At 67.5% G+C, this 24,110-nt stretch carries 22 protein-coding genes; 10 read left to right on the plus strand and 12 right to left on the minus strand.

Translation table 11 applies throughout. The features are described 5' to 3' along the window. Positions 1-166 precede the first annotated feature (166 nt). The 4 genes from L3Q65_RS40440 to sdhC are packed head-to-tail and all read right to left on the minus strand — an operon-like array spanning position 167 to position 3,601. Positions 167-940, minus strand: coding sequence for a succinate dehydrogenase iron-sulfur subunit (locus L3Q65_RS40440; protein ID WP_037816151.1), 774 nt, complete (start codon positions 938-940; stop codon positions 167-169). After that, positions 940-2,694 carry a succinate dehydrogenase flavoprotein subunit gene (gene sdhA / locus L3Q65_RS40445; RefSeq protein ID WP_237598004.1) on the minus strand — a complete coding sequence of 585 codons (1,755 nt, stop codon included), beginning with the start codon at positions 2,692-2,694 and terminating at the stop codon, positions 940-942. The genes L3Q65_RS40440 and sdhA overlap by 1 nt, the downstream gene beginning before the upstream one ends. Positions 2,695-2,730: 36 nt before the next feature. Continuing rightward, the gene (locus L3Q65_RS40450) at positions 2,731-3,147 is read right to left on the minus strand and encodes a succinate dehydrogenase hydrophobic membrane anchor subunit (protein ID WP_037816149.1); all 417 of its coding nucleotides are present in this window, start codon (positions 3,145-3,147) and stop codon (positions 2,731-2,733) included. Positions 3,148-3,151: 4 nt separating this feature from the next. Further along, positions 3,152-3,601, minus strand: coding sequence for a succinate dehydrogenase, cytochrome b556 subunit (gene sdhC, locus L3Q65_RS40455; RefSeq protein ID WP_078870582.1), 450 nt, complete (start codon positions 3,599-3,601; stop codon positions 3,152-3,154). A gap of 554 nt (positions 3,602-4,155) precedes the next feature. On the opposite strand from sdhC, the gene L3Q65_RS40460 reads away from it, so the two are divergent. The 6 genes from L3Q65_RS40460 to L3Q65_RS40485 all read left to right on the plus strand — a co-directional run bounded on the left by L3Q65_RS40460 (position 4,156) and on the right by L3Q65_RS40485 (position 10,978). Next, complete coding sequence (locus L3Q65_RS40460) at positions 4,156-5,298, plus strand: BMP family protein (RefSeq protein WP_182894549.1); 1,143 nt, start codon at positions 4,156-4,158, stop codon at positions 5,296-5,298. Positions 5,299-5,378: 80 nt separating this feature from the next. Further along, a complete protein-coding gene (locus L3Q65_RS40465) occupies positions 5,379-6,944 on the plus strand; it encodes an ABC transporter ATP-binding protein (protein WP_182894548.1) in 1,566 nt (521 codons plus the stop codon). Next, entirely contained in the window at positions 6,941-8,038 is a 1,098-nt protein-coding gene (locus L3Q65_RS40470; RefSeq protein ID WP_182894547.1) for an ABC transporter permease, read from the plus strand. The genes L3Q65_RS40465 and L3Q65_RS40470 overlap by 4 nt, the downstream gene beginning before the upstream one ends. Positions 8,039-8,085: 47 nt before the next feature. Then, positions 8,086-9,318, plus strand: a complete 1,233-nt coding sequence (locus tag L3Q65_RS40475; protein ID WP_237600998.1) for an ABC transporter permease — start codon at positions 8,086-8,088, stop codon at positions 9,316-9,318. Then, the gene (locus L3Q65_RS40480; RefSeq protein ID WP_009072565.1) at positions 9,318-9,707 is read left to right on the plus strand and encodes a cytidine deaminase; all 390 of its coding nucleotides are present in this window, start codon (positions 9,318-9,320) and stop codon (positions 9,705-9,707) included. Before L3Q65_RS40475 ends, L3Q65_RS40480 begins: the two co-directional genes overlap by 1 nt. Further along, complete coding sequence (locus L3Q65_RS40485) at positions 9,704-10,978, plus strand: thymidine phosphorylase (RefSeq protein WP_237598005.1); 1,275 nt, start codon at positions 9,704-9,706, stop codon at positions 10,976-10,978. Before L3Q65_RS40480 ends, L3Q65_RS40485 begins: the two co-directional genes overlap by 4 nt. Before the next feature lie 59 nt (positions 10,979-11,037). Here L3Q65_RS40485 and L3Q65_RS40490 read toward each other — a convergent pair whose 3' ends face one another. Further along, positions 11,038-12,129, minus strand: a complete 1,092-nt coding sequence (locus L3Q65_RS40490; protein ID WP_237598006.1) for a PA containing protein — start codon at positions 12,127-12,129, stop codon at positions 11,038-11,040. 211 nt (positions 12,130-12,340) lie between these two features. Between L3Q65_RS40490 and L3Q65_RS40495 the strand changes: the two genes are divergently transcribed. Both L3Q65_RS40495 and L3Q65_RS40500 read left to right on the plus strand, forming a co-directional pair. After that, the gene (locus tag L3Q65_RS40495; RefSeq protein ID WP_182894545.1) at positions 12,341-13,432 is read left to right on the plus strand and encodes an adenosine deaminase; all 1,092 of its coding nucleotides are present in this window, start codon (positions 12,341-12,343) and stop codon (positions 13,430-13,432) included. A gap of 111 nt (positions 13,433-13,543) precedes the next feature. Further along, positions 13,544-14,752, plus strand: a complete 1,209-nt coding sequence (locus tag L3Q65_RS40500; RefSeq protein ID WP_182894544.1) for an MFS transporter — start codon at positions 13,544-13,546, stop codon at positions 14,750-14,752. Positions 14,753-14,793: 41 nt separating this feature from the next. Here L3Q65_RS40500 and L3Q65_RS40505 read toward each other — a convergent pair whose 3' ends face one another. Further along, positions 14,794-15,351 carry a TetR/AcrR family transcriptional regulator gene (locus L3Q65_RS40505; protein ID WP_237598007.1) on the minus strand — a complete coding sequence of 186 codons (558 nt, stop codon included), beginning with the start codon at positions 15,349-15,351 and terminating at the stop codon, positions 14,794-14,796. 103 nt (positions 15,352-15,454) lie between these two features. On the opposite strand from L3Q65_RS40505, the gene L3Q65_RS40510 reads away from it, so the two are divergent. Beyond that, positions 15,455-16,159, plus strand: coding sequence for an SDR family NAD(P)-dependent oxidoreductase (locus L3Q65_RS40510; RefSeq protein ID WP_182894542.1), 705 nt, complete (start codon positions 15,455-15,457; stop codon positions 16,157-16,159). A gap of 14 nt (positions 16,160-16,173) precedes the next feature. On the opposite strand, the gene L3Q65_RS40515 is transcribed toward L3Q65_RS40510, so the two are convergent. Then, positions 16,174-17,427 carry a primosomal protein gene (locus L3Q65_RS40515; RefSeq protein ID WP_182894541.1) on the minus strand — a complete coding sequence of 418 codons (1,254 nt, stop codon included), beginning with the start codon at positions 17,425-17,427 and terminating at the stop codon, positions 16,174-16,176. A gap of 152 nt (positions 17,428-17,579) precedes the next feature. On the opposite strand from L3Q65_RS40515, the gene L3Q65_RS40520 reads away from it, so the two are divergent. Then, a complete protein-coding gene (locus tag L3Q65_RS40520) occupies positions 17,580-20,084 on the plus strand; it encodes an RNA helicase (RefSeq protein ID WP_182894677.1) in 2,505 nt (834 codons plus the stop codon). Between the two features lie 24 nt (positions 20,085-20,108). Here L3Q65_RS40520 and L3Q65_RS40525 read toward each other — a convergent pair whose 3' ends face one another. The 5 genes from L3Q65_RS40525 to L3Q65_RS40545 are packed head-to-tail and all read right to left on the minus strand — an operon-like array spanning position 20,109 to position 24,056. Further along, positions 20,109-20,732, minus strand: coding sequence for a response regulator (locus tag L3Q65_RS40525; protein ID WP_182894540.1), 624 nt, complete (start codon positions 20,730-20,732; stop codon positions 20,109-20,111). 5 nt (positions 20,733-20,737) lie between these two features. Then, on the minus strand, positions 20,738-21,643 hold the full coding sequence (locus tag L3Q65_RS40530) for a hypothetical protein (protein WP_182894539.1): 906 nt from the start codon (positions 21,641-21,643) through the stop codon (positions 20,738-20,740). 1 nt (position 21,644) lies between these two features. Then, entirely contained in the window at positions 21,645-22,271 is a 627-nt protein-coding gene (locus tag L3Q65_RS40535) for a hypothetical protein (protein WP_237598008.1), read from the minus strand. A 35-nt stretch (positions 22,272-22,306) separates the two neighbouring features. Beyond that, positions 22,307-23,455 carry an FAD-dependent monooxygenase gene (locus L3Q65_RS40540; RefSeq protein ID WP_182894537.1) on the minus strand — a complete coding sequence of 383 codons (1,149 nt, stop codon included), beginning with the start codon at positions 23,453-23,455 and terminating at the stop codon, positions 22,307-22,309. A gap of 19 nt (positions 23,456-23,474) precedes the next feature. Then, positions 23,475-24,056: an NADPH-dependent F420 reductase gene (locus L3Q65_RS40545; RefSeq protein WP_237598009.1), complete on the minus strand. Its 582-nt coding sequence runs from the start codon at positions 24,054-24,056 to the stop codon at positions 23,475-23,477. Between the last annotated feature and the right edge of the window lie 54 nt (positions 24,057-24,110).

The following is a 24,110-nucleotide window of genomic DNA, read 5'->3' on the forward strand; positions in this document are numbered from 1 at the left end:
CTTGTCGCTGCATCTCATAAATGCTGCCGCACCCGTAAGCGCGGAAAGATTGCCTAGCGCCAACCTGTGGACAACCCGCGACCTTGTGGATACGTAGCCAAAAGCCGTGAAGGGCTCCTTGAGGGAACCAGATTCCCTCAAGGAGCCCTTCACGGACCGCTAAAGATCAGACGCGTTTGAAGAGGAGCGCGCGTTTGACTTCCTGGATCGCCTTGGTCACCTGGATGCCGCGCGGGCAGGCGTCGGTGCAGTTGAACGTCGTGCGGCAGCGCCACACGCCCTCGCCGTCGTTCAGGATGTCCAGCCGCTCTTCGGCGCCCTCGTCGCGGGAGTCGAAGATGAAGCGGTGGGCGTTGACGATCGCCGCCGGGCCGAAGTACGAGCCGTCGTTCCAGTAGACCGGGCAGGACGACGTGCAGCAGGCGCACAGGATGCACTTGGTGGTGTCGTCGAACCGGTTGCGGTCGGCCTGGGACTGGATCCGCTCGCGGGTCGGCTCGTTGCCGTAGGTGATCAGATACGGCTTGATCGCCCGGTACGCCTCGAAGAACGGGTCCATGTCGACGTAGAGGTCCTTCAACGTCGTCAGGCCCTTGATCGGGGCGATGGTGATCTCGGTCTTCTTGCCGTTCTTCTCGAGCAGGTCCTTCAGCAGCACCTTGCAGGCCAACCGGTTGATCCCGTTGATCTGCATCGCGTCCGAACCGCACACGCCGTGCGCGCACGAGCGGCGGAAGGAGAACGTGCCGTCGATGTAGTCCTTGACGTAGAACAGCAGGTTCAGCACGCGGTCGGTCGGCTGCGCCGGGACGTCGTAGGACTCCCAGTGCGGTTCCTGGTCGACCTCCGGGTTGAACCGCAGGATCTTCAGCGTGACCTGGATCGGCGTGTGCTCGTCGGACGCCTTGGAGGAAGGCGCTTCAGGGGTGGCCGTCGTCATCAGTACTTCCGCTCCATCGGTTCGTAGCGGGTGAAGGTGACCGGCTTGTAGTCGAGCCGGATGTCGGACGACAGCCCCTCGCCCTGCTTGTAGGCCATGGTGTGCCGCATGAAGTTCGTGTCGTCGCGGTTCGGGTAGTCCTCGCGGGCGTGGCCGCCGCGGGACTCCTTGCGCGCGATCGCGCCGACGACCAGCACCTCGGCCAGCTCCAGCAGGAAGCCGAGCTCGACGGCCTCGAGCAGGTCGGTGTTGTACCGCTTGCCCTTGTCCGCCACGGTGATCCGCTGGTAGCGCTCCTTGAGCGCCTGGATGTCGGTCAGCGCCTGCTTCAGCGTGTCCTCGGTGCGGTACACCGACGCGTGCGAGTCCATCGTCTGCTGCATTTCCTTGCGGATGTCGGCGACGCGCTCGTCGCCGTGTTCCGACAGCAGCAGTTCCAGCTGTTCCTCGACCAGGGTGGTCGGGTTCTCCGGCAGCTCGACGTGCTCGTGCGCCAGCGCGTACTCCGCGGCGGCGATGCCCGCGCGGCGGCCGAACACGTTGATGTCCAGCAGCGAGTTCGTGCCCAGCCGGTTCGAACCGTGCACCGACACGCAGGCGACCTCGCCCGCGGCGTACAGGCCCGGGATGACGTGCTCGTTGTCGCGCAGCGCCTCGCCGTGGATGTTCGTCGGGATGCCGCCCATGACGTAGTGGCACGTCGGGAACACCGGCACCGGCTCCTTGACCGGGTCGACGCCCAGGTAGGTGCGGGAGAACTCGGTGATGTCCGGCAGCTTGGTCTCGAGGACCTCGACCGGGAGGTGGGTCACGTCGAGGACGACGTAGTCCTTGTTCGGCCCGCAGCCGCGGCCCTGCAGCACCTCCTGGACCATCGACCGGGCGACGATGTCGCGCGGCGCGAGGTCCTTGATGGTGGGGGCGTAGCGCTCCATGAACCGCTCGCCGTCGGCGTTGCGGAGGATGCCGCCCTCGCCGCGCACCGCCTCGGAGATCAGGATGCCCAGGCCGGCCAGGCCGGTCGGGTGGAACTGGAAGAACTCCATGTCCTCCAGCGGAAGGCCCTTGCGGAAGATGATGCCGAGGCCGTCGCCGGTGAGGGTGTGCGCGTTCGAGGTGGTCTTGAAGATCTTGCCCGCGCCGCCGGTGGCGAACACGATCGACTTCGCCTGGAACACGTGCAGTTCGCCGGTGGCCAGCTCGTAGGCGACCACGCCCGACGCGATCGGGTTGCCGTCCTCGCCCTCGGACAGGACCAGGTCGAGCACGTAGAACTCGTTGAAGAACTCGGTGCCGTGCTTGACGCAGTTTTGGTACAGCGTCTGGAGAATCATGTGCCCGGTGCGGTCCGCGGCGTAGCAGGCGCGGCGCACCGCGGCCTTGCCGTGGTCGCGGGTGTGCCCGCCGAACCGGCGCTGGTCGATCTTGCCCTCGGGCGTCCGGTTGAACGGAAGGCCCATCTTCTCCAGGTCGAGGACGGCGTCGATGGCCTCCTTGGCCATGATCTCCGCGGCGTCCTGGTCGACCAGGTAGTCACCGCCCTTGACGGTGTCGAAGGTGTGCCATTCCCAGTTGTCCTCTTCGACGTTCGCCAGCGCGGCGCACATGCCGCCCTGGGCCGCGCCGGTGTGGGACCGGGTCGGGTACAGCTTGGTGAGGACCGCGGTGCGGGCGCGCTGACCGGATTCGATGGCCGCGCGCATGCCGGCGCCGCCCGCGCCGACGATCACCACGTCGTACTTGTGGAACTGCATAGGGAAAGACTCCGCTAGCTAGTGGTGGGTGCGCCCTTAGGAGGCAGGCATCTCGGGGTCGAACGTGAAGATCACCATCGTGCCGACGGCCAGGATGAGCACCATCGAGACGTAGAGCAGGATCTTCAGCCAGAACCGGGTGGAGTCCTTGCGCGCGTAGTCGTCGATGATCGTGCGCAGCCCGTTGCCACCGTGGATCTCGGCGAGCCACAGCATCGCCAGGTCCCAGAACTGCCAGAACGGCGAGGCCCAGCGGCCGGCGACGAAGCCCCAGTTGATGCGGTGCACGCCGCCGTCGAGGATGTTCATGATGAACAGGTGGCCCAGCACCAGGATGATCAGCGCGAGCCCGGAAATGCGCATGAACAGCCAGCTGTAGAGCTCGAAGTTGCTGCGCCGGGCGGACGGGCGCCGCGGCGAGCGCGGCTTGTCGAGGATCAGAGCGTCGGCCATGGGATCAGGCACCCCCGAAAAGCGTCTCGACGGTGCGCTTCAGCATGAAGAACGCACCCGGAACCATCACGACCACCCACACGACGCCGATGACCCAGAGCATCGTCTTCTGGTACTTCGGGCCCTTGGCCCAGAAGTCGACCAGCAGGACGCGAAGCCCGTTGAGCGCGTGGAACAGCACCGCGCCGACAAGGCCGACCTCGAGCAGGTTCACGATCGGCGTCTTGTACGTCTCGATGACCTGGTCGTAGGTGTTCGGCGACACGCGCACGAGCGCGGTGTCGAGCACGTGCACGAACAGGAAGAAAAAGGTCAGCACGCCGGTGATGCGGTGCAGCACCCAGGACCACATGCCGGGGTCGCCCCGGTAGAAAGTTCCCTGCCGGCGTGAGGCACCCGCCCGATCGCTAGCTCCTGCCCCGCTTTCGGTGGCAGTGCTCGCCGTGGTGGACATCGGTGAACGGCCTCCAACGTCATGACTGTCGTGCCCGGGTGACCGGTGAGGTCCGCACCCGCGGCCGGGGTCGGTCCACTGGGGACAACTCCGGCGACGGTGCCGAGATCAGGGGCCATCGAGCGTGGATGCATGGATGCTAGACCCGACCCATACGCGCGGCTCACCTCCGGGTTCCTCTCTGTGACAGACCAGACACCGGTGACCACGCCAGACCACTCGGACGTGTGGTCTGGAGCACGTCTGAGCTGGCCGTGAAGGACTCCTTCCGGGAATCGGATTCCCTCAAGGAGTCCTTCACGGACGTTTCCCGGGCGAAAGCGAGGCCACGGTGAGTGATCGCGGCGGGCAGGGAGGCGGCTCTTGATCACGTTCGGCGCCGGATTGGTCGCGGATCGACCCTCCGAGTAAACGTTTGTGTTACGTAGCGTGCCGTTCCTATGGCGGTTACCCGGCGGTTGGGTACGGTCTGCCAGTTGAGCCCGGCGACCGTGACCGGGCCGTTCCTGGATCGTCCGCTGGATCAGCGGGGAGGGAGACACACGTTGCGTCGCATGCGTGGAACCGCGCTGGCCGCCGCGACCATGGCTGGGGTGCTTGCACTGGCCGGGTGCGCGAAGGACACCGGGGGAAGCAAGAACAACGCGTCCGGTTCGGACGGCAACGCGGGCTCGAACTGCATCACCGCCCCGAAGCCGCCCGCCGCGCCTGCCGCCGCCACGAGCAGCAGCGCCGCCTCGGGCAAGGTCGACGGCAGCAAGCTCAAGGTCGGCCTGGCCTTCGACGTCGGCGGTCGCGGTGACGCTTCCTTCAACGACGCGGCCGCCGCGGGCACCGACCGGGCGAAGTCCGACCTGGGCGTCCCGACCGTGAACGAGAGCACCGCGAGCGCGAGCGAGAGCGAAGCCGCCAAGCAGCAGCGGCTCGAGCAGATGGCGCAGCAGGGCCTGAACCCGATCGTCGCGGTCGGTTTCGCGTACGCGCAGTCGGTCAAGGCCGTCGCCACCAAGTACCCGAACACCAAGTTCGCGATCGTCGACGACGACTCGATCAGCCTCCCGAACGTCACGCCGCTGGTCTTCGCCGAGGAGCAGGGCTCGTTCCTGGCCGGCGTCGCCGCCGCGTACAAGAGCAAGAAGTGCCACGTCGGCTTCGTCGGCGGCGTGAACACCCCGCTGATCCAGAAGTTCGAGGCCGGCTTCCTGCAGGGCGCGAAGGCCGTTTCGAGCAAGATCAAGATCGAGGACGAGTACCTGACGCCCGCCGGCGACTTCTCCGGTTTCCAGGACCCGCCGAAGGGCAACGCGAAGGCGGCCGCGGAGATCTCCCGCGGCGCGGACGTCGTCTACCACGCTGCCGGCGCCTCCGGTAAGGGCGTGTTCGACGCGGCGAAGCAGAACAACGCGCTGGCCATCGGCGTCGACTCCGACCAGTACAACCAGAAGACGGTCGCCGCCGACAAGGACATCATCATCACCTCGATGATCAAGCGCGTCGACGTCGCGGTCTTCGAGTACCTCCAGGCCGTCGCGAAGGGCGACCTGAGCACGGTGCCGAAGCGCTTCGACCTCAAGTCCGACGGGGTCGGCTACTCGACCTCCGGCGGCAAGGTCGACGACATCAAGGACGTGCTCGACGGGTACAAGGCCCAGATCGTCTCCGGTGCCATCAAGGTTTCGGACAAGCCGGCCAAGTAACGCTCATGACGCGGCAGGGCTCGGAAGGATCTTCCTTCCGGGCCCTCACGCGTTTCCGACAGAACGGGATGTCCCCTCCGATGACCGAGATCGAGGCCGAAGCCGTCCCCGACCGGGGCGTGCCGGCCGTCCAGCTGACCGGGATCACCAAACGGTTCCCCGGCGTCGTCGCGAACTCCGACGTGAACCTCACCGTGGCGGCGGGCGAGGTGCACGCGCTGTGCGGCGAGAACGGCGCGGGCAAGTCGACCCTGATGAAGATCCTGTACGGGATGCAGCAGCCCGACGAGGGCAGCATCGCCATCAACGGCGGCGAGGTGAGACTGCGCAACCCGCAGGACGCCATCCGCGCCGGAATCGGCATGGTGCACCAGCACTTCATGCTCGCCGACAATCTGACCGTCGCGGAAAACGTGTTCCTCGGCGCGGAGGCACTGCACGGCATCGGCCGCGCGGCGCGAGCGCGTTTGGCGGAACTGTCGAAGCGGACCGGGCTGCACGCGAAGCCGGACACGCTGCTGGAGGAACTCGGCGTCGCCGACCGGCAGCGCGTCGAGATCGTCAAAGTCCTTTACCGCGGCGCGAAAATCATCATTCTCGACGAGCCGACCGCCGTGCTCGTGCCGCAGGAAGTGGACGCGCTGTTCACGACCGTCCGCGAAATGCAGGCCGACGGCTACACCTTCCTCTTCATCTCGCACAAGCTCGACGAGGTGCGCGCGATCGCCGACACGGTCACCGTGATCCGGCGCGGCACCACGGTCGGCACCGCGGATCCGAAGAAGATCACCAGCCGCGAGCTGGCCGAGATGATGGTCGGTTCGGAGCTGCCGAGCCCGGAGACGCGCGAGTCGACGGTGACCGACCGCGAGGTTCTGCGGGTACGCGAGCTGCGGCTGTCCGCCGAGGGGTCCGAGCGCAACGTGCTCGACGACATCTCCTTCACCGTGCACGCGGGCGAGGTGCTCGGCATCGCGGGCGTCGAGGGCAACGGCCAGACCGAACTGGTCGAGACGATCATGGGGATGCGCAAGGCGAGCGGCGGCCACATCGAGCTGACGCCGCCGGACGGCGAGACGCACGACCTGGTCAAGCTGGGCACGCTGGCGCGGCGCGAGGCGGGCATCGGCTACATCGCCGAGGACCGCACGCGGCACAGCCTGCTGCTCACGCAACCGTTGTGGGTCAACCGGATTCTCGGCTACCAGACGCGGGAACCGGTGTCCGGCGGGCAACTGCTCAACATCGCGGGCGCGCGCGAGGACACCGAACGGATCGTGCGCGAGTACGACGTCCGCACGCCCGGCATCGACGTTCCGGCCGCCGCGCTGTCCGGCGGCAACCAGCAGAAGCTGATCGTCGGGCGCGAGCTGTCCGGCAACCCGGTGCTGCTGATCGCTTCGCATCCGACGCGCGGCGTCGACGTCGGCGCGCAGGCGCTGATCTGGGAGCAGATCCGCCAGGCACGTGCCGACGGCCTCGCCGTGCTGCTGATTTCCGCGGACCTCGACGAGCTGATCGGGTTGTCCGACACCATTCGCGTGATGCTGCGCGGGCGGCTCGTGAGCGAGGCGAACCCGGCCACCGTCACCCCGCAGGAACTCGGTTCCGCCATGACCGGCGCCGAAGAAGGTGAAGACTCATGAGTTCGTGGCGCACGCGGCTGTTGCCGCCTCTGCTCGCGATCGCGTTCGCAGTGATCCTGTCCGCGATCGCGCTCGTCATCTCCGGTGCCGACCCATTGCAGGCGTACGGGACGATGATCGGCCAGCTGTTCAAGGGTTCCACCGCGGTCGACACGGTGAACCTCGCGACGGTGTACTACCTGTCCGGCCTCGCGGTGGCGATCGGGTTCCAGATGAACCTGTTCAACATCGGCGTCGAGGGCCAGTACCGGTTCGCCGCGGTGGTCGCCGCGATCATCGGCGGGGCGCTGCAGCTGCCGCCGGTCATCCACACCATCGTGATCTTGCTGGTGGCCATCGTTTCCGGGGCGCTGTACGCGACGATCCCGGCGGTGCTCAAGGTGACCCGCGGCGTCAGCGAGGTCATCTCGACGATCATGCTGAACTCGATCGTCGCGGGCATCATCGCGTTCCTGATCAACGCCGACCAGTTCGGCGTGCAGACCGGCAACAACATCGGGACCAGGGTGATCGCGCCGTCCGGCCGGATCCCGGGCATCCCGCTGGGGTCGGGCACGCTGTTCGGGTTCGTGTTCATCGCGATCGTGATCGGCGGCGCGTACTGGTTCATGCTGAACCGCACCCGGTTCGGCTTCGAGCTGAAGGCGAGCGGCGAGTCCGCGACGGCGGCCGCGGCCGGTGGCGTGAGCGCGAAGAAGATGACGCTCATCGCGATGCTGCTGTCCGGTGCGGTGGCCGGTCTGGTCGCCATGCCGGAACTGCTCGGCCGTGACTACAGCTACGGCATCACCGCGACCCAGATGTACGGCTTCACCGGCATCGCGGTCGCGCTGCTCGGCCGCAACCACCCCGGCGGCATCGCGTTCGGCGCGCTGCTGTGGGCGTTCCTGGACACCTCCGCGGTGTCGCTGGAGCAGATCAACGTGTCCAAGGAGATCGCGACGATCATGCAGGGCATCATCGTGCTCTCGGTCGTCGTGGCGTACGAGATCGTGCGCCGGGCCGACCTCGCCGCGGAACAGCGCAGGGTGGGCAGGGCGCTCGCCGGCAACGGCCGCAAGGGCGCCTCGGTCGCGGAAGGCGGTGCGGTGTGACCACCACGACGGAGTTCTCCCGGCCGGGTCCGGAGTCCGGGACGCCGATGCCGATCAAGCGCAAGCGGCCGCGGATCCCCGGCTGGCTGCGCGGCGTGATCTGGGCCGTGGTCGCGATCGCGGTCATGTCGACCGCGTCGTACGCAACCGATGTTTCGGCGCTGACGTCCAGCAACACCGCGTCGACCGCGCTGCGGCTGGCGCTGCCGATCCTGCTGTGTGCGCTGGGCGGGCTGTGGGCCGAGCGCGTGGGCGTGATCAACATCGGCCTCGAAGGCATGATGATCCTCGGCACCTGGGGTGCGGCCTGGGGCGCTTATTACGGCGGCGCGTGGGTCGGCCTGCTGGCCGCGATCGCGTTCGGCGCGCTGGGCGGACTGCTGCACGCGGTGGCGACGGTGACGTTCAACGTCAACCACATCGTCTCCGGTGTCGCGATCAACCTGCTCGGGCTCGGCGTCGCGAAGTATCTGGCGAACCTGATTTTCGAACCGCTGTCGGGCAACCCGCGCCAGTCGCCGCCGGTGCCGAAATTCGACACCTATTCGGCGGCCGGGCTGTCGGACTGGCTGGGGTCGCTGGAAGACCAGCAGCGCGTCGGATTGTCCGATGTCGCGGGCATTCTGCGCGGGCTGGTGACCGGAGTCGCGCCGCTGACCATGATCGCGATCGTGCTGATCCCGGTGAGCTACTGGATTCTCTGGCGCACGCGGTTCGGCCTGCGGCTGCGTTCGTGCGGCGAGAACCCGGTCGCGGCCGAGTCGCTCGGCGTGAACGTGTACCGCTACAAGTACGTCGGCGTGCTGATCTCCGGCGGGTTCGCGGGCATGGGCGGTGCCTCGCTGGTGCTGCTCAAGGGCGGGGCGGACTACCTGGAAAACCAGACGAACGGCCGCGGGTACATCGGCCTGGCCGCGATGATCTTCGGCAACTGGCGACCGGGCGGGCTGCTCGGCGGTGCCGCGCTGTTCGGGTACTCCGACGGTCTGCAACTCGCCGGTGGTGGCGACGCGGTGCTGGCGCTGCTGTACGGCGCGGTCATTCTGCTGGCGATCATCGTGATCGTGCAGCTGATCCGGAAGCGCTGGATCGCGGCTGCGCTCGGCGTCGTCGGCGCTGGGATTCTGTACGCGATCTACTGGACCAACGACACGCTGCCGAGCGACTTGATCCCGTACACCGCGCACTTCGTGACGCTGATCGTGCTAGCCGTTGCGTCGCAACGACTTCGGCCGCCGAAGGCGGATGGTGCGCAGTATCGGCGAGGTGAGGGCGACTGATGTCCGAAGTGGACTGGGAGGCGTTGCGTGCGGCCGCGGTTTCGGCTGCTTCGCACGCTTACGCACCTTATTCGGGACTGCATGTCGGCGTCGCGGCCATTGTGGACGATGGTCGGCAGGTGACGGGTTGCAATGTCGAAAACGCCTCGTACGGCTTGGGTTTGTGCGCTGAGTGCACAATGGCCGGACAATTGCGACTGTCCGGCGGCGGCCGTTTGGTTGCGGTGGCTTGCCGTAGCGGTGCGGGTGAGCTGTTGATGCCTTGTGGACGGTGCCGGCAGATCCTGTTCGAGCTCGGCGGTTCCTCTTGCCTGGTCGACACTCCGCGCGGAGTGCTGCCGATGTCGGAGGTGCTGCCGGACGCGTTCGGGCCGGAGGATCTGCCATGACTTTCACTGCGGTAGACGTCATCCGGACCAAGCGGGACGGCGGGCAGCTGAGTGACGAACAGATCGACTGGGTCGTCGACGCCTATACCCACGGAGCGGTCGCGGAAGAGCAGATGGCCGCGCTGGCCATGGCGATTTTCTTGCGTGGCATGGACGACGGCGAGATCGCGCGCTGGACCGGCGCGATGATCGACTCGGGCTCGCGGCTTTCGCTGGATGTCGCGCGCCCGACCGTGGACAAGCACTCGACCGGCGGAGTCGGGGACAAGATCACCTTGCCGCTGGCTCCGCTGGTCGCCGCGTGCGGTGCCGCGGTGCCGCAGCTGTCCGGTCGCGGGCTCGGCCACACCGGCGGGACGCTGGACAAACTGGAGTCGATTCCCGGTTGGCGCGCGGCTTTGTCTCTGGACGAGATCGCGGCGCAGCTGAACTCAGTCGGCGCCGTGGTCTGCGCGGCGACCGAGGGGTTGGCTCCGGCGGACAAGAAGCTTTATGCGCTGCGGGACGTCACGTCGACGGTCGAGTCGGTGCCGTTGATCGCCAGCTCGATCATGAGCAAGAAGATCGCCGAAGGCGCTTCGGGGCTGGTACTGGATGTGAAGGCCGGCTCCGGGGCGTTCATGAAGACCGTGCCGGAGGCGCAACTGCTGGCGCGGACGCTCGTGGACATCGGCACCGCGCACGGCGTGGCTTGCACCGCGTTGATCACCGACATGAGCACGCCGCTCGGCCGGGCCGTCGGGAACGCGGTGGAGGTTGCCGAGGCGGTTGAGGTCCTCCGCGGTGGCGGCCCCGCTGACGTCGTTGCACTGACGGTGGCGCTGGCTCGGGAGATGCTGGCGTTGGCGGGCATTTCCGTCGATCCGGCCGAGGTGCTGGCGTCCGGTGAGGCTTACGAAGTGTGGGCCCGGATGATCGCCGCACAGGGCGGGGATCCCTCGGCTGAGTTGCCGCGTCCTTCTACGGTGCACGTCGTCCCGGCGCCTGCTTCGGGGGTGCTGACCTCGCTGGACGCCTACGCGGTGGGCGTCGCGGCTTGGCGGCTCGGGGCCGGTCGGGCGCGGAAGGAAGACCCGGTGCAGGCCGCGGCGGGAATCCTGTGCCACGCGAAGCCAGGCGACGCGGTGGTGGAGGGGGAGCCGTTGCTGGAACTGCACACGGACACTCCGGATGCCTTGCCTGCTGCTCTTGCTGCTTTGGAAGGCGGGTTCTCGGTGGGTGCGGAGGCACCTGCTGCGACGGGGATCGTGCTGGACACGGTTCGGCCTTGACGCCTTGAACGACGAAGCCCCCGTCCGGATCCCGGACGGGGGGCTTCGTGCAAAGAGCGTCAGTCAGTCGACTCGTCCGAGTCGCCGCCGGCCTTCGCCTTGGCGTCAGCGGCCTTGGGCGAACGCCCGTTCCGCGAGCTGCGGCGCGGCTGCCGCGGGGCGGGCGGCGGCGGGGCGATCTGCTGCACCGCGGGTCCGCCGCCGAGCATGAGTTCCGCGAAGGTCGCCATCGCTTCGTCCAGCTGGCCGCCGATGCGGCGCACGGATTCGTCGTTGCTGCGGCGCACCAGCGAGTCGACCGCGTCGGTGTCCGGCTGCTTCGACAGCGTGCCTTCGACCTTCGACAGACCGCTGCGGACCGAGCCGTCCAGGTCGCCGATGCGGCCGGTGACGTCGTCCTCGACCTTGTCGATGCGGCTGGACAGGTCGTCGAGACGCTGGGTGATCGTTTCGAGCTTCGTGCCCACCGAGTCCAGCCGCGCGGCCGGGTCGATCATCTCGCCGGTGTCGGAGACCGCGCTCTTCAGCGCGTCGGTCGCGGTCGCGATGCGTTCCTTCGTCGCGCGGTCCAGTTCGTCCACGCGCGAGCGCAGTTCCTGGTCCGTGGTCTCGATCCGCTCGCGCAGCGACGTCTCGGCCATCTCGATCCGGTCGCGGATCGGGCCCTGCGTCGTCTGCGGCAGCGATTCGAGCTTCGCGTCCTGCTTGTCCAGGTGCCCGCCCAGCTCGTCGAGGCGGCGGTGGATGTTCTGCAGCTTGTCCTCGAGCCCGTCCATCCGGCCCGCGACGCCCTCGAACCGCGCCGCCACGCCGTCGAGGCGTCCGTCGAGCTGGGCGAAGGGCTTCGCCAGCTTGTCGACGATGCTCTCCACCGCGTGCGTGAGCGCGGCGATCGCGTTGTCCTGGGACTCCAGCCGCGTCATCGCCTCGTCGAGGCGTTCCGCCAGCACCCCGACCTCGGTCCGGTCCGGCAGTTCCGACAGCCGCTTGCGCACCGCGCCCAGGGAGTCCACCGGCGCGAGCCGGGCGTAGATGTCGTCGAGCGCGTCGAAGATCTGCTGCTGCTCGCTCTCACGAACCTCGGCCGCGCGCACCAGCATGTTGCGCATCCGGTCGAACGACGGAGCGGCAATGTGGTTGTCAGTGGTCACTGCGGTGTCCTTCGTCGGCGGGGAAAATGGAAGGGACTGACCCGAGCTTATCGATGAAGAAAATTGCTGTGCGTATGGCCCCCGGGGAACGCGGATAAGGGGCGCGCCACCCGGATGGCCGATTCCTTGCGCACAGTGCTGAGCAGAGGGTTGTTCCGGTGCTCTCGGTTACGGCCAGGTAGGGGAATGACAGCGAGGCTACCGTTGGAGCATGTCGGACGTAACCCCGTTGAGCGCGGAGATCCTGCGCCGCGCCCCCAAGGTCCTGCTCCACGATCACCTCGACGGCGGCTTGCGCCCCGGCACGGTGGCCGAACTCGCCGAGAATCTCGGCTACCGGGACCTTCCCGCGACGGATCCGGACGAACTGGGCCGCTGGTTCCGCGCCGCGGCGGACTCCGGTTCCCTCGTGTCGTATCTCGAGACGTTCGCCCATACGTGTGGGGTCATGCAAACGGAGGAAGCGCTGGTCAGGGTTGCCGCTGAAGCAGTGGAAGACCTGGCCGCGGACGGGGTCGTCTACGCCGAGCTGCGGTACGCGCCGGAGCTGTTCGTGGAACGCGGGCTGTCACTCGATGCAGTGGTTGAGGCTGTCCAAGAGGGTTTCGCGGAAGGGATGCGGAGGGTAGCCGCGGGCGGCGGGCGGATCCGGGTGCGGACGCTGTTGTGCGGGATGCGCCAGCACGCCCGCGCGCTCGAGATCGCCGAACTCGCGGTGCGCTACCGCGACGCCGGGGTGGCCGGATTCGACATCGCCGGACCGGAGGACGGATTCCCGCCCACCCGAAATCTGGACGCATTCGACTATTTGCGCCGGAACAATGCACACTTCACTATTCATGCCGGCGAAGCGTTCGGACTTCCGTCGATCGGCGAGGCAATCCAGTACTGCGGTGCGGAACGGCTCGGGCACGGCGTCCGGATCGTCGAGGACATCACCGCCGACGCCGACGGAAATGTCCATCTTGGACGGTTGGCGGGCTACGTCCGGGACCGGCGGATCCCGCTGGAGATCTGCCCCTCGTCGAATGTCCAGACCGGAACCGTGCCGTCGCTGGCCGAGCATCCCATCGGCCTGCTCGCCCGGCTGCGCTTCCGCGTCACCGTCAACACCGACAACCGGCTGATGAGCGGCTGCACGATGACCAGTGAATTCGCCGCGCTGGCCGAGACGTTCGGCTTCGGCCTCGACGACTTCCGCTGGTTCACGATCAACGCCATGAAATCCGCGTTCCTCGATTTCGACGAGCGGCTCGAGCTGATCGAGAAGGTCGTTAAACCCGGGTACGCGGCGCTCAGCTGAGCCCCGGCCCTTCGGACGCGGCCGCCCCGAAAGGCGGTTGCGTTCGTTAGCCATGCCAACTATCGTTCACTATGTAAGACATACTTCTCAACTAATGAGACGGTGGACGGAATGGCGCAGGTCGAGACCGGGGAGCAGGTGCGGCAAAAAGGCGGCTCGCGGCGGTGGCTGATCCTTGCGCTCGGTCTCGCCGCGCAGACCGCCAGCTGCTCGTTCCTTTACGGGCTGCCGTTTCTCGTGCCCGCCATGCGCGAGGCCGACCATTTGACGCTGGCGCAGGCGGGCACGGTCGTCGCCGCGCCGAGCATCGGCCTGCTGCTCACGCTCATCGCGTGGGGCGCGGCTGCGGACCGTTACGGCGAGCGCCTCATCATGGCGCTGGGCCTGGGCGTATCGGGGTTACTCCTCGTGTACGCCGCCCTGTGGCACCACCCGGTCGGACTTCTCTTTGGAGTGTTTCTCGTAGCCGGTGCGTGCACGGCTTCGGTGAACGCGGCGAGCGGCCGGGTCGTGATGGGCTGGTTCGCGAAATCCGAGCGCGGCGTCGCGATGGGGATCCGGCAGACGGCGCAGCCGCTGGGGGTCGGAGTGGCCGCGCTCGGGCTGCCGCCGCTGGCCGCGCAGTGGGGGTTCCAGGCGGCGATGCTGCTCCCCGCCGTGCTGGCGGTCGGCGTGGCGCTCTTGGTGGCGCTGTTCGTTGTGGACCCGCCGCGGCCGCCGCGCGCGGCGAAGAGGGAGCGGCCGCCGTCGCCGTATCGCAAGCCGTGGCTGTGGCGTGTGCACGGCGCGAGCGCGCTGTTGGTGGTGCCGCAGTTCGCGGTGTCCGCGTTCGCGCCGGTGTATCTGGTGTCGCAGCATCAGTGGACCGCTGCGCAGGCCGGGGTGTTCGTCGCGGTGGCGCAGGTGCTCGGCGCGCTCGGGCGGCTGGCGTCGGGGTATTGGTCGGACCGCGTCGGCAGCCGGTTGCGGCCGATGCGGCAGCTCGCCGTCGCGAGTGTGGTCGTGATGCTGCTGGTCGCGGTCGGGGACGCGACTTGGCTCTGGCTGGTGCTGGCCGCGCTCGTGCTGGCGGCGGTGATCACGGTGGCGGACAACGGTCTTGGCTTTACGGCATCGGCTGAGCTGGCCGGGGTCGCATGGTCGGGTCGCGCGATGGGGACGCAGAACACCGCGCAGAACATCGCCGCGTCGGCGACGCCGCCGTTGCTGGGCTTGGTGATCGGGGACAGCCGGTATGCGCTGGCGTATTGCGTGGCGGCGATTTTCCCGCTGCTGGCAATAGGGTTGGTGCCGGTGCGGGCGGAAAGTGCGGAGGGGTAGGGGTCGTGAGTGGCAATCCCGGTTAGAACCGGGATTGCCACTCACGAGACCTTGAGCCCGTCGAGGAAGAACGCCAAATGCCGCCGCCAGGTTTCCGTCGGTTCATGGATCAGCGGCGACATCGCGGTAACCAGCGGGGCGAGATCCTCTGGCTCGAAATCCGCGCGCAGCTGACCGGATTCCTTCGCCCGGTCCAAAACTCGCGCCGCGTGTACGAACCCGGCGTGGCACGCCTCCAGCACGGCCGGGCTCAACGGCATCCGCCGGGCGAGTGCGTCGTTGAGGCCGTGATCCTTGGCCTGCAAGGCGAATAGCCCGTCGAGGAACTCGGTGAACCCCTGCCACGGGTCAGGTTCCGCTAACGCCTTCGTCGCCAGTTCGTCCAGCGCGGCGATCTGCGCGGGCAGGATCGCGTCGACAAAGGCGTCCCGGGTCGGGAAGTGCGCGTACAGCGTGCCGATGCTGACCCCGGCGCTGCGGGCGATCTGCTCCAGCGGCGCGTCGAGGCCGTGCTCGCCGAACGCGCGCGTCGCGGCGGCCAGCAGCTTGTCGCGGTTGCGGGCGGCATCCGCGCGCAACGGCTTCGATCCGGTGGCCATGGGTCCCATCGTACAAAGTCGAGGCCGCCCTCGGGTTTTGTGGTAGCTTGGCGAGCAAAGTCGAGGGTGCCCTCGACTTATCGCTGGGGAAGGAAGCCAAGTCATGACCACTCGCCCGACCGCTGTCGTTCTCGGAGTCGGACCCGGCCTCGGAATGTCCATGGCACGCCGGTTCGCTGGGGAGGGATACAACGTCGCGCTCGTTTCGCGTACCGCTGAGCGGCACCCGGCCTACCTGGCCGAACTCGACAACGCGGAAGCGTTCGCCGGCGACGTCCGGAACGGAATCGGAGCGACACTCGACAAAATCACCGAACGGTTCGGGGTCATCGACGTCGCCTACTACGGCCCCGCCGCGATCGAACCGGACAGCATGCCTACGGACATCACCGACGCGACCGCCGAAGCCGTCGAGAAGGCGATGAGCTGGGTGTATCCGGCGGTCGAGGTGGTGGGCAAACTGCTGCCGGGCATGCTGGAACGCGGCAGCGGCGGATTCCTGTTCGCCGGCGGGCTCAGCGCGGTGCGGCCGATGCCCGCGCTCGGCGCGCTCGCGGTGTCGTCAGCGGCGCTGCGGAACTACGCGCGGACACTGCACGAGGGGCTGGCCGGCACCGGCGTGTACGCGGGCAGCCTGATCATCGGCGGTCTGGTCGAACGCGGCGACATTCACCGGATGGTCGTCTCGCAGCGGGAAAAATACGGCGACGCCGGCGGTCACACCCTGGATCCGGATGCGATCGCCGGCGTCGCCTGGAAGATGTTCTCCGCCGGTGACTCGGCCGAGAGCGTGTTCGACGCCCTCTAGCAGGTCTCAGAGGTTCAGACCACCGTGAGGCGGTTCTCGAAGTCCTCGACCAGCTTGCGCCAGGCGCTCTGCTCGGTGTCGAACGGAGCGCTCGGCTCGAGCCGGCTCGGGTCCGGCCGCAGCACGAACGACACCAGCCAGCCGAGGCTTTCGTTGGCCGCCAGCGCGGTTTCGACGGTGTCGTCGCCAGCCCATTCGGCGGCGTCGGTGATCAGCTCGACGGCCAGTTCCAGCTGGGTCGGGTCGATCGACTCCGGGCCCTCGGCGATGTCCTCGTCGAGGCCGGGGAAGACGTAGGTGTTGTCGGTGTCGACCTCGATCTCGAGCTCGCCTGCCGCCGCCTTCTCGCGCACCTCGTCCCAAGTGGACACCCCGGCGAGGTCGGTGTCGGCGAGCTCGTCACCCGCCTTGATCGCCTTGAGCAGCGCCTTCGGCGAGCTGAACACGTCGATCTCGCCCTCGTTGCCGAGGAACACCGGCTTGTCGTCGAGGTAGCAGCGCAGCGTGTAGTACTCCGCGCCGGAGGTGACGATCTTGATCGGGTCGATGCCGACCTCGCCCCAGAAGCCGACCGGCTCGTCCTCGGCGTCCTCGTCCTCGGCGTCGACCGCTTCGAGGTCTTCCGGCCCGCCGTCCTCTTCACCGGCCTCCGCCTCGGCGGATTCCTCGTGGAAGGCGGCCAGCTCTTCGGCGGTCTGCTCCAGCACCGCGGCGTCGACCTCCGGCACCGTCACCAGGTTGTCGATCGCGTCGAGCACGGTGTCCCACTTCTCGGAGACGGCCTTCGACAGGTCGTTCCACAGCGCTTCGCCCTCGCGCCCGGTGAACGGCAGCCGGCCCTGCTCCAGCAGCGAGAAGCCCTCGTAGGCGTCGAGCACCTCGTGCACCTCGTCCAGCTCGCACACGTCGGCGAGCGAACGCACGATGCCGACGATCTCGGCCAGTTCGCCGATCGTCCACGAGTCCGGCTCCTCGGCGACCAGTTCGGGCACGCCGACGAGGTCGTACGAGTGGTCGTCGTCCGGGATCAGCTCGGGCACGTTCAGCGCGGGCACCGCGTCCCACGCCGGGTGGTCGAGCAGGTCGTGCTGCTCGGCCGTGCGCACGAAGGCGGCTAGGTGCGCGGCGTCCGGGAAGGCGTACAGGTCGTCCTCGTCGCCGAGGAACGCTTCCCACTCCTCGCCGTCCTCCCGCCACCGCGGGGCCCAGAGGGTGACCACGTCGCCCTGCGGCAGCCCGAGCTCGATCGGGATGATGTCCTGTGCCATTGCCGAATCCTCCGCGAGTACCGCCCGTGTGCGCGCCCGCCTTTCCGTCCCCTCCGGCAGCGCGCGGTACCGGAAGCCTACGGGTTAGGGCAAGCACCCGCGATCTCCCCTGCACCTGCGGGCGGCACGGGGATGGCACGATGGGCGGCACGATGACTCTCACCGACCTCCTGCCAGCGGATCCCGACGCAGATGCCCTGTTCGAAGCCTTCACGACGTGGACGGCGGAACGGGGCATCGAGCTGTACCCGGCGCAGGAGGAGGCGGTGATCGAGGTCGTCTCCGGGGCCAACGTCATCCTGTCGACGCCGACCGGCTCCGGCAAAAGCCTCGTCGCGGTCGGCGCGCACTTCACCGCGCTCGCACACGGCAAACGCAGTTTTTACACCGCGCCCATCAAAGCGCTGGTCTCGGAGAAGTTCTTCCAGCTCATCGAGATCTTCGGGGCTGATCAGGTCGGCATGATGACCGGCGATTCGAGCGTCAACGCGGACGCGCCGATCATCTGCTGCACCGCGGAAATCTTGGCGAACATCGCGTTGCGCGACGGCGCCGGCGCCCCGGTCGGCCAGGTCGTCGCGGACGAGTTCCACTTCTACTCGGAACCGGACCGCGGCTGGGCGTGGCAGGTCCCGCTGATCGAACTGCCGAACGCGCAGTTCGTGCTCATGTCGGCCACGCTCGGCGACGTTTCGTTCTTCGAAAAGGACCTGACCCGGCGGACCGGACGGCCGACCGCGGTGGTCACTTCGGCGCAGCGGCCGGTGCCGCTCACCTTCCGGTACGCGCTCACGCCGCTGCACGAAACGATGTCCGAGCTGCTCAACGGCGGCCAGGCGCCGGTGTATGTCGTCCATTTCTCGCAGGCCGCGGCCATCGAACGGGCGCAGACGCTGATGAGCATCAACGTCACCACCAAGGCGGAGAAGGAAGCGATCGCCGACCTGCTCGGCGACTTCCGGTTCTCCGCCGGATTCGGCAAGACGCTCTCGCGGCTCGTGCGGCACGGCATCGGCGTGCACCACGCGGGCATGCTGCCGAAGTACCGGCGGCTGGTCGAAACGCTGGCGCAGTCCGGGCTGCTGAAGGTGATCTGCGGGACGGACACTCTCGGCGTCGGCATCAACGTGCCGATCCGGACCGTGGTGTTCTCGGCGCTGACTAAGTACGACGGTGTGCGCCAGCGGCATCTGAAGGCGCGCGAGTTCCACCAGATCGCCGGACGCGCGGGCCGGGCCGGGTACGACACCGACGGTTACGTGGTCGTGCAGGCTCCGGATCACGTGGTGGAGAACGCGAAGGCGCTGGAGAAAGCGGGCGACGACCCGAAGAAGAAAAAGAAGATCGTCCGGAAGAAAGCGCCGGAGGGCTTCGTCAACTGGACCGAGAGCACGTTCGACCGGCTGATCGCGGCCGATCCGGAGCCGCTCACGTCCAGCTTCCAGGTCAGCCACTCGATGCTGCTGAACGTGATTTCCCGGCCGGGCAACGCGTTCGACGCGATGCGGCATCTGCTGGAGGACAACCATTCGGACCGTCCGACGCAGCGGAAGCTGATCCTGCGGGCGATCGAGATCTACCGTTCGCTGCTCGCCGCCGGTGTCGTGGAGAAGCTCCCCGAACCCGATGCCGAGGGGCGCATTGTCCGCCTGACGGTGGACCTGCAGTTCGATTTCGCGTTGAACCAGCCGCTTTCGCCGTTCGCACTGGCCGCGATCGAGCTGCTGGACATGGAGTCCCCGTCGTACGCGCTGGACGTCGTGTCCATTGTGGAATCCACAGTGGACAATCCGCGGCCGGTGCTGTCGCAGCAGCAGTTCAAGGCTCGCGGCGAGGCCGTGCAGGCGATGAAGGCCGACGGGATCGAGTACGACGAACGGATGGAGCTTCTCGAGTCCGTCACGTACCCGAAACCGTTGGAGGAACTGCTCAACGCGGCTTACCAGTCGTATCGCGCTGGACATCCGTGGGTGGCGGATTACGAGCTGTCGCCGAAGTCGGTGGTGCGCGATATGTACGAGCGCGCGATGAACTTCGTGGAATACGTGGGCTTTTATCAGCTCGCGCGTTCCGAAGGCCTGGTGCTGCGCTATCTCGCCGACACCTACGACGCGTTGCGGCACACGGTGCCGGACGAGGCGAAGACCGAACCGCTGCAGGACCTCATCGAATGGCTCGGCGAATTGGTGCGCCAGGTCGACTCGAGCCTGCTGGACGAATGGGAAGCGCTGCGGCATCCGGACGAGGAAGGCCCGGTGTCGCATCGCCCGCCGGCCGAACCGCCCGCGGTCACGCGCAACGAGCGGGCGTTCCGGGTGCTGGTGCGCAACGAGTTGTTCCGCCGCGTGGAGCTGGCTTCGCGCCGGGCGTACGACGAACTGGGCTCGCTGGACGCCGCCTCTGGCTGGGACGCGGACGCCTGGGAAGACGCGATCGAGGACTACTTCGACGAACACGATTCCCTCGGAATCGGCCCGGACGCGCGCGGCCCGGCTTTGCTGCTGATCGAGCAGGAGCCGGATGTGTGGCGGGTCCGGCAGATCTTCGACGATCCGGCCGGCGACCATGACTGGGGAATCAGCGCGGAGGTCGATTTGCGCGCCTCGGACGAGGTGGGCAGCGCGGTGGTGCGGATCGTGGACGTCAACCAGCTCTGAGGGCCTAGGCCGCTCGGCGCGCATTCAGTGCTTCCGTCGGCTGCTCGTGACTCGGGTTTCGATGTCCTGGACAAGAAGATGCGGGAGATCGACCACCGCGTCCGCGCCCGCGGCCTTCGCGGCGGCTGCGGCGCTGGAACTGGCGTTCGCGGTGTAGACCACGACCGGAATCCGATTGCCCGCGGACCGGAGTTCCTGGATGAACCGGGTGCCCGCCTCCGGGTCGTCGTCGCGGCCGAGGTTGGTGACGACGGCGGCGAAGTCCATCCGGCTGAGGTAAATGCGCGCGGCCGCGCTGGTGGTCGCCGCGGTGACGAGCTTTCCGAGACGCTCCAGCGCGAGGGTTTCGTAGACGTTGTTGGCCGGATGGTCGTCGATCCAGAGCACCCGGGCCAGCGCGCTCGTCGCTCCCAGTTCGGGAAGTGCGCGCGGGGAGCTTTGAGCGGGCTTGGTCTTCTCGGCCTCGCTGATGTCTTCCTGTGCCTGTGCCGTGTTTTGCGGGGACAGGGACAGATCCATTTTGAAGATGTCGGCCAGGGAGAGCTTGAGGGTGCTCGGCCGGGTGCCTTTCTGGCCTCGCCACAGCAGCACCAGGACACCGGCCACGACGAGTACGCCGAGGATCAGGATGACAATGTTCGTGTCCATTTCGGCTACTCCTGATCGCTAGGGTTCAGCCGGGCGAGGGATACTCCGAGGTCCAGGGGTATGCGGGCGAGCGGATCGAGTCGACCGGTCTCCGCGAACATGTCTGCCATCGTCGAGGGACCGAACCGTCGGACGGAGAAGGCGGTCAGACCGGAGATATCGAGGTCGGCGACGTCTACCGGGGCCGAGGCATTCGTCCACAAGTACTCGTTGGACCGGGCCATCTCCATCGTTTCGCCGTACACCCGGCACATCGAGTGGAGAAGCCTGGCGATGGCGAACGCGTCATCCGGCTCTCCGCCGAGGAGATGGCTGGCGACTGACCAGTACTTGGCGATCGGGGTGCCCAGGCTTCCGACAGGGATGACGCCGGAGCGGTGGGGAGACCGGCGCGCGGCGGCCTGCGTGAATTGTCGGGCCGTCCTTGTTTCTAGGCTGCTTGCGGTGACGATCAAGTAGGCCTGTTGTTGAGGGTGTGCCCGGATTTCAGAAATGCCGAGGAACTCTGGCAGGTCCAGGGGCTCTCCGGTCAGCTCGGCGTACATCACGTACATCAGGTCGCTGATCCGGCCCGGGTCTTGCTTGTCAAGGGATCCCGCCATCGATTTCAGGTAATACCCGAACGGTTGCCCGAGTGCTTGGAAGAGCGCACCGGCTTGGCTGAGGCGGGACAGCGCGCTCGCGGGACTCAGGAGCAGTCGCCACTGCGCGGCCTCGCGCAGTGCGCTGGCCGCGTTAGCTCGAAGCATGAACTGGATGTCGTTGAGGCGCTCTTGTTCAGCGGGCTGAGATTGGCGTGCGATCGTTCTCAGTTCGGTGAGCGAGGTTTGCGCGCAGGCCTCGTGAAACTTGGCCGCACTGCGCACTTGCCCGATGGAGAGGCCGAGCGCTTGCAGGTCTTCGCCGTTCATTTCAGATCAGCTCCCGGACATTGCTCAGCGCCTCGGGCTCGGTGAATCGTGGATTCGGATGGACCAACGTCCGGTGGAAGGCCTTCTTCGAGCGGTTCAGCTCCCACTTTTCGCACGACTTGATCTGATTGTCGGGAACCATGATCTTGGCGGTCACTTCGCCTTCGGTTTGATACGCGGAGTACCGCCGGTAGGCGTTGAGATCACGTACCTCCTCGGCGACTCCTTCGACTTCCACAGCCGGTCTCGGGGCGAGCAGCACCCAGCAGGTGTACAGGTAGGCGAACTCGTGCTTACCGTATTCAGTGCCGAACCACAGAGCGGTGTCGCGTGCCCGCCGCACATGATTCGTGGCGGCGAAGGCGTCGCGCTCCACGGTGCCGGATGTTAGCGAGATGAAGGGGCTGTCCTCGCTGAAGGGAACTCGGGTGACCGGGTCAAGTTCGTCGAAGTGATTGATGTGCCGGTCGAGTGCCGTGGCCGTCAGCTTGTCCCTGACTTGACTGGGGCGGATTCTGCCCACTTTCCGCCACCAGTTGCAGAGGAGGCCGCCGTGGTTGTCGATCAGTCCTTTCGCCTTCTCATCGCTCTCCAGGTGCAGCCCTTTCACGCACCACTGGACGATCATGTTCGGCGGCCCTTCGTCGTTTTACTCGGCCAGGATCAGGAATGCAGCTTAGGCGGCTGCCAACGGGTGTAGCGCAGCATCGACCGGGCCATCACCGATGTCGGCATGGCGCGGAACATCGCATTCCGCACCGCGATCCCGACGGGGTTCGTCAACTGCTGGCCCATCCGGCCGGTTTGCCGAGCAGCGCGGGCAACGGCTTGACTGCGCGGGCGGCGTTCGGCGTCGTACCGGGCGAGTGCGGTGTCGAGGTCCGCGGACGAGAGAGCGTGAGCCAGTGTCACAGCGTCTTCCAACGCCTGGCAGGCACCTTGGCCGAGATTTGGTCGCATCGCGTGTGCGGCATCTCCGAGAAAGGCGACGCGACCGGACACATAGGACGGCAGCGGGGTCACCAGCTCGTAGACATCGTGGTGCAGCACGGATTCCGGGTCGGTCGCGTCGAGCAACGCGGTGATCGGTTCGTGCCAGGGGCCGAAGCGGCGGCGCATTTCGGCCAGTGGATCCGGGTATCGGGTGCCTGGTGGAACAGTCAACACCGCGTGCCATTCGGCTCGGCCGTCCGCCACGGCGATGTGGCCGAACTCGACTCCGCGGCCCCAGGTGAGGTTGAAGTCCGAAGAGGACAGTTCGACCGGTTGCGCGGTGATGGCCCGGACGACCGAAGATCCACTGTGGACAGGTCCTGGGTGCGAGGGAAAGAAGTGCTTGCGCAGCAGGCTGTTGACGCCATCAGCGGCGATGACCACGTCAGCTTCGTGGCGGCCGGATGAAGTGACCACGGTGCTGCCCTCGGCGGCGGTGACCTCGGCTCGCACCACCGGCGAGGGCAGCAAAGAACGCAACAACCGATGCAGTTCGTACCGCGCGATGCCGACGATCGGTGTTCCGGCGACGCGTTCGAGTTCGGCTCCGTCCATGCGGGCCAGCCAGGCTCCGCGCGGGTTGCGGGTGCTGACCGTGCGCTGGAAGCGGCCGGCGGCGCGAAGTGCGTCGCCGGCTCCTAACGCGTCCAGCGCTCGGACGCCGTTGGCGGCCAGGGAAATGCCGGAACCGGCGTCGTCCAGTTCGCCGGGCAGGCGTTCGAGGACCGTGACCTGCCAGCCGACCCGCGACAATCCGATGGCCGCGGCCAGGCCGCCGATTCCGCCGCCGACGACTATCGCTGATCCACCTGTGGGCACCCAGCCAGGATAGGGCGATTCAGGCGCTCATGAGCATGGAACGCGCATCTAAGCCGTCGACCCACAAGCCGATCGCCAGTCCGGCGGCGGCTTCCAGCAGGGCGGCTCGGTCGAGATCGCCGGCGGGCAGGGGAGTGCAGCCCAGGTCCTGGACCAGCTCCGTCGCCACGGCGACGGCCTCCGGAGCACCGCACAGCGGGACGCCGAGCGGGCGGCCTTCGAACAGCGGCGGGGTCATTCGCCAGACGTCCACGTGGGCGAGGTTGAACGCCTTCACCACTGCGGCTCCGGGGGCGTATCCGGCAATCCGCGCGGCCACGGGTTCGCCGGTCGCGCCGGGGGTGTTGGTGCAGTCGATGAGGACTTTGCCGGTGAGGTCGAGCGGGGTGAGCAGGGCTTCGAGGGCGGTGGTGGGGACGGCCAGCAGGATGGCGTCCGTTCGGGCCGCGGCGTCGGCCCAGTCCGCGACCTCGGCGCCGAGTTCGGTTGCCAAGGCGGCAGCGCTGGCGGGGGAGCGGCCGGAAACGGTCAGGTCGTGCCGGGTCCATTGGCCGCCGAGGGCGGAAGCCATGCCGCCGGTGCCGAAGAGAGCGATGCGCATGGGAAGGTCTCCTGTCGTCGCGTGGTTGTACGGAAGCGACGTTATGGACCACGG

This window comes from Amycolatopsis sp. FU40, from assembly GCF_021903635.1.
Taxonomy (GTDB): domain Bacteria; phylum Actinomycetota; class Actinomycetes; order Mycobacteriales; family Pseudonocardiaceae; genus Amycolatopsis; species Amycolatopsis dendrobii.

What these genes read in the sequence shown, in the direction of transcription:
- L3Q65_RS40440 (WP_037816151.1), bottom strand. Translation starts at nt 940, where the DNA reads ATGACGACGGCCACCCCTGAAGCGCCTTCCTCCAAGGCGTCCGACGAG.
- sdhA (WP_237598004.1), bottom strand. Translation starts at nt 2,694, where the DNA reads ATGCAGTTCCACAAGTACGACGTGGTGATCGTCGGCGCGGGCGGCGCC.
- L3Q65_RS40450 (WP_037816149.1), bottom strand. Translation starts at nt 3,147, where the DNA reads ATGGCCGACGCTCTGATCCTCGACAAGCCGCGCTCGCCGCGGCGCCCG.
- sdhC (WP_078870582.1), bottom strand. Translation starts at nt 3,601, where the DNA reads ATGTCCACCACGGCGAGCACTGCCACCGAAAGCGGGGCAGGAGCTAGC.
- L3Q65_RS40460 (WP_182894549.1), top strand. Translation starts at nt 4,156, where the DNA reads ATGCGTGGAACCGCGCTGGCCGCCGCGACCATGGCTGGGGTGCTTGCA.
- L3Q65_RS40465 (WP_182894548.1), top strand. Translation starts at nt 5,379, where the DNA reads ATGACCGAGATCGAGGCCGAAGCCGTCCCCGACCGGGGCGTGCCGGCC.
- L3Q65_RS40470 (WP_182894547.1), top strand. Translation starts at nt 6,941, where the DNA reads ATGAGTTCGTGGCGCACGCGGCTGTTGCCGCCTCTGCTCGCGATCGCG.
- L3Q65_RS40475 (WP_237600998.1), top strand. Translation starts at nt 8,086, where the DNA reads ATGCCGATCAAGCGCAAGCGGCCGCGGATCCCCGGCTGGCTGCGCGGC.
- L3Q65_RS40480 (WP_009072565.1), top strand. Translation starts at nt 9,318, where the DNA reads ATGTCCGAAGTGGACTGGGAGGCGTTGCGTGCGGCCGCGGTTTCGGCT.
- L3Q65_RS40485 (WP_237598005.1), top strand. Translation starts at nt 9,704, where the DNA reads ATGACTTTCACTGCGGTAGACGTCATCCGGACCAAGCGGGACGGCGGG.
- L3Q65_RS40495 (WP_182894545.1), top strand. Translation starts at nt 12,341, where the DNA reads ATGTCGGACGTAACCCCGTTGAGCGCGGAGATCCTGCGCCGCGCCCCC.
- L3Q65_RS40500 (WP_182894544.1), top strand. Translation starts at nt 13,544, where the DNA reads ATGGCGCAGGTCGAGACCGGGGAGCAGGTGCGGCAAAAAGGCGGCTCG.
- L3Q65_RS40505 (WP_237598007.1), bottom strand. Translation starts at nt 15,351, where the DNA reads ATGGCCACCGGATCGAAGCCGTTGCGCGCGGATGCCGCCCGCAACCGC.
- L3Q65_RS40510 (WP_182894542.1), top strand. Translation starts at nt 15,455, where the DNA reads ATGACCACTCGCCCGACCGCTGTCGTTCTCGGAGTCGGACCCGGCCTC.
- L3Q65_RS40515 (WP_182894541.1), bottom strand. Translation starts at nt 17,427, where the DNA reads ATGGCACAGGACATCATCCCGATCGAGCTCGGGCTGCCGCAGGGCGAC.
- L3Q65_RS40520 (WP_182894677.1), top strand. Translation starts at nt 17,580, where the DNA reads ATGACTCTCACCGACCTCCTGCCAGCGGATCCCGACGCAGATGCCCTG.
- L3Q65_RS40525 (WP_182894540.1), bottom strand. Translation starts at nt 20,732, where the DNA reads ATGGACACGAACATTGTCATCCTGATCCTCGGCGTACTCGTCGTGGCC.
- L3Q65_RS40530 (WP_182894539.1), bottom strand. Translation starts at nt 21,643, where the DNA reads ATGAACGGCGAAGACCTGCAAGCGCTCGGCCTCTCCATCGGGCAAGTG.
- L3Q65_RS40535 (WP_237598008.1), bottom strand. Translation starts at nt 22,271, where the DNA reads ATGATCGTCCAGTGGTGCGTGAAAGGGCTGCACCTGGAGAGCGATGAG.
- L3Q65_RS40545 (WP_237598009.1), bottom strand. Translation starts at nt 24,056, where the DNA reads ATGCGCATCGCTCTCTTCGGCACCGGCGGCATGGCTTCCGCCCTCGGC.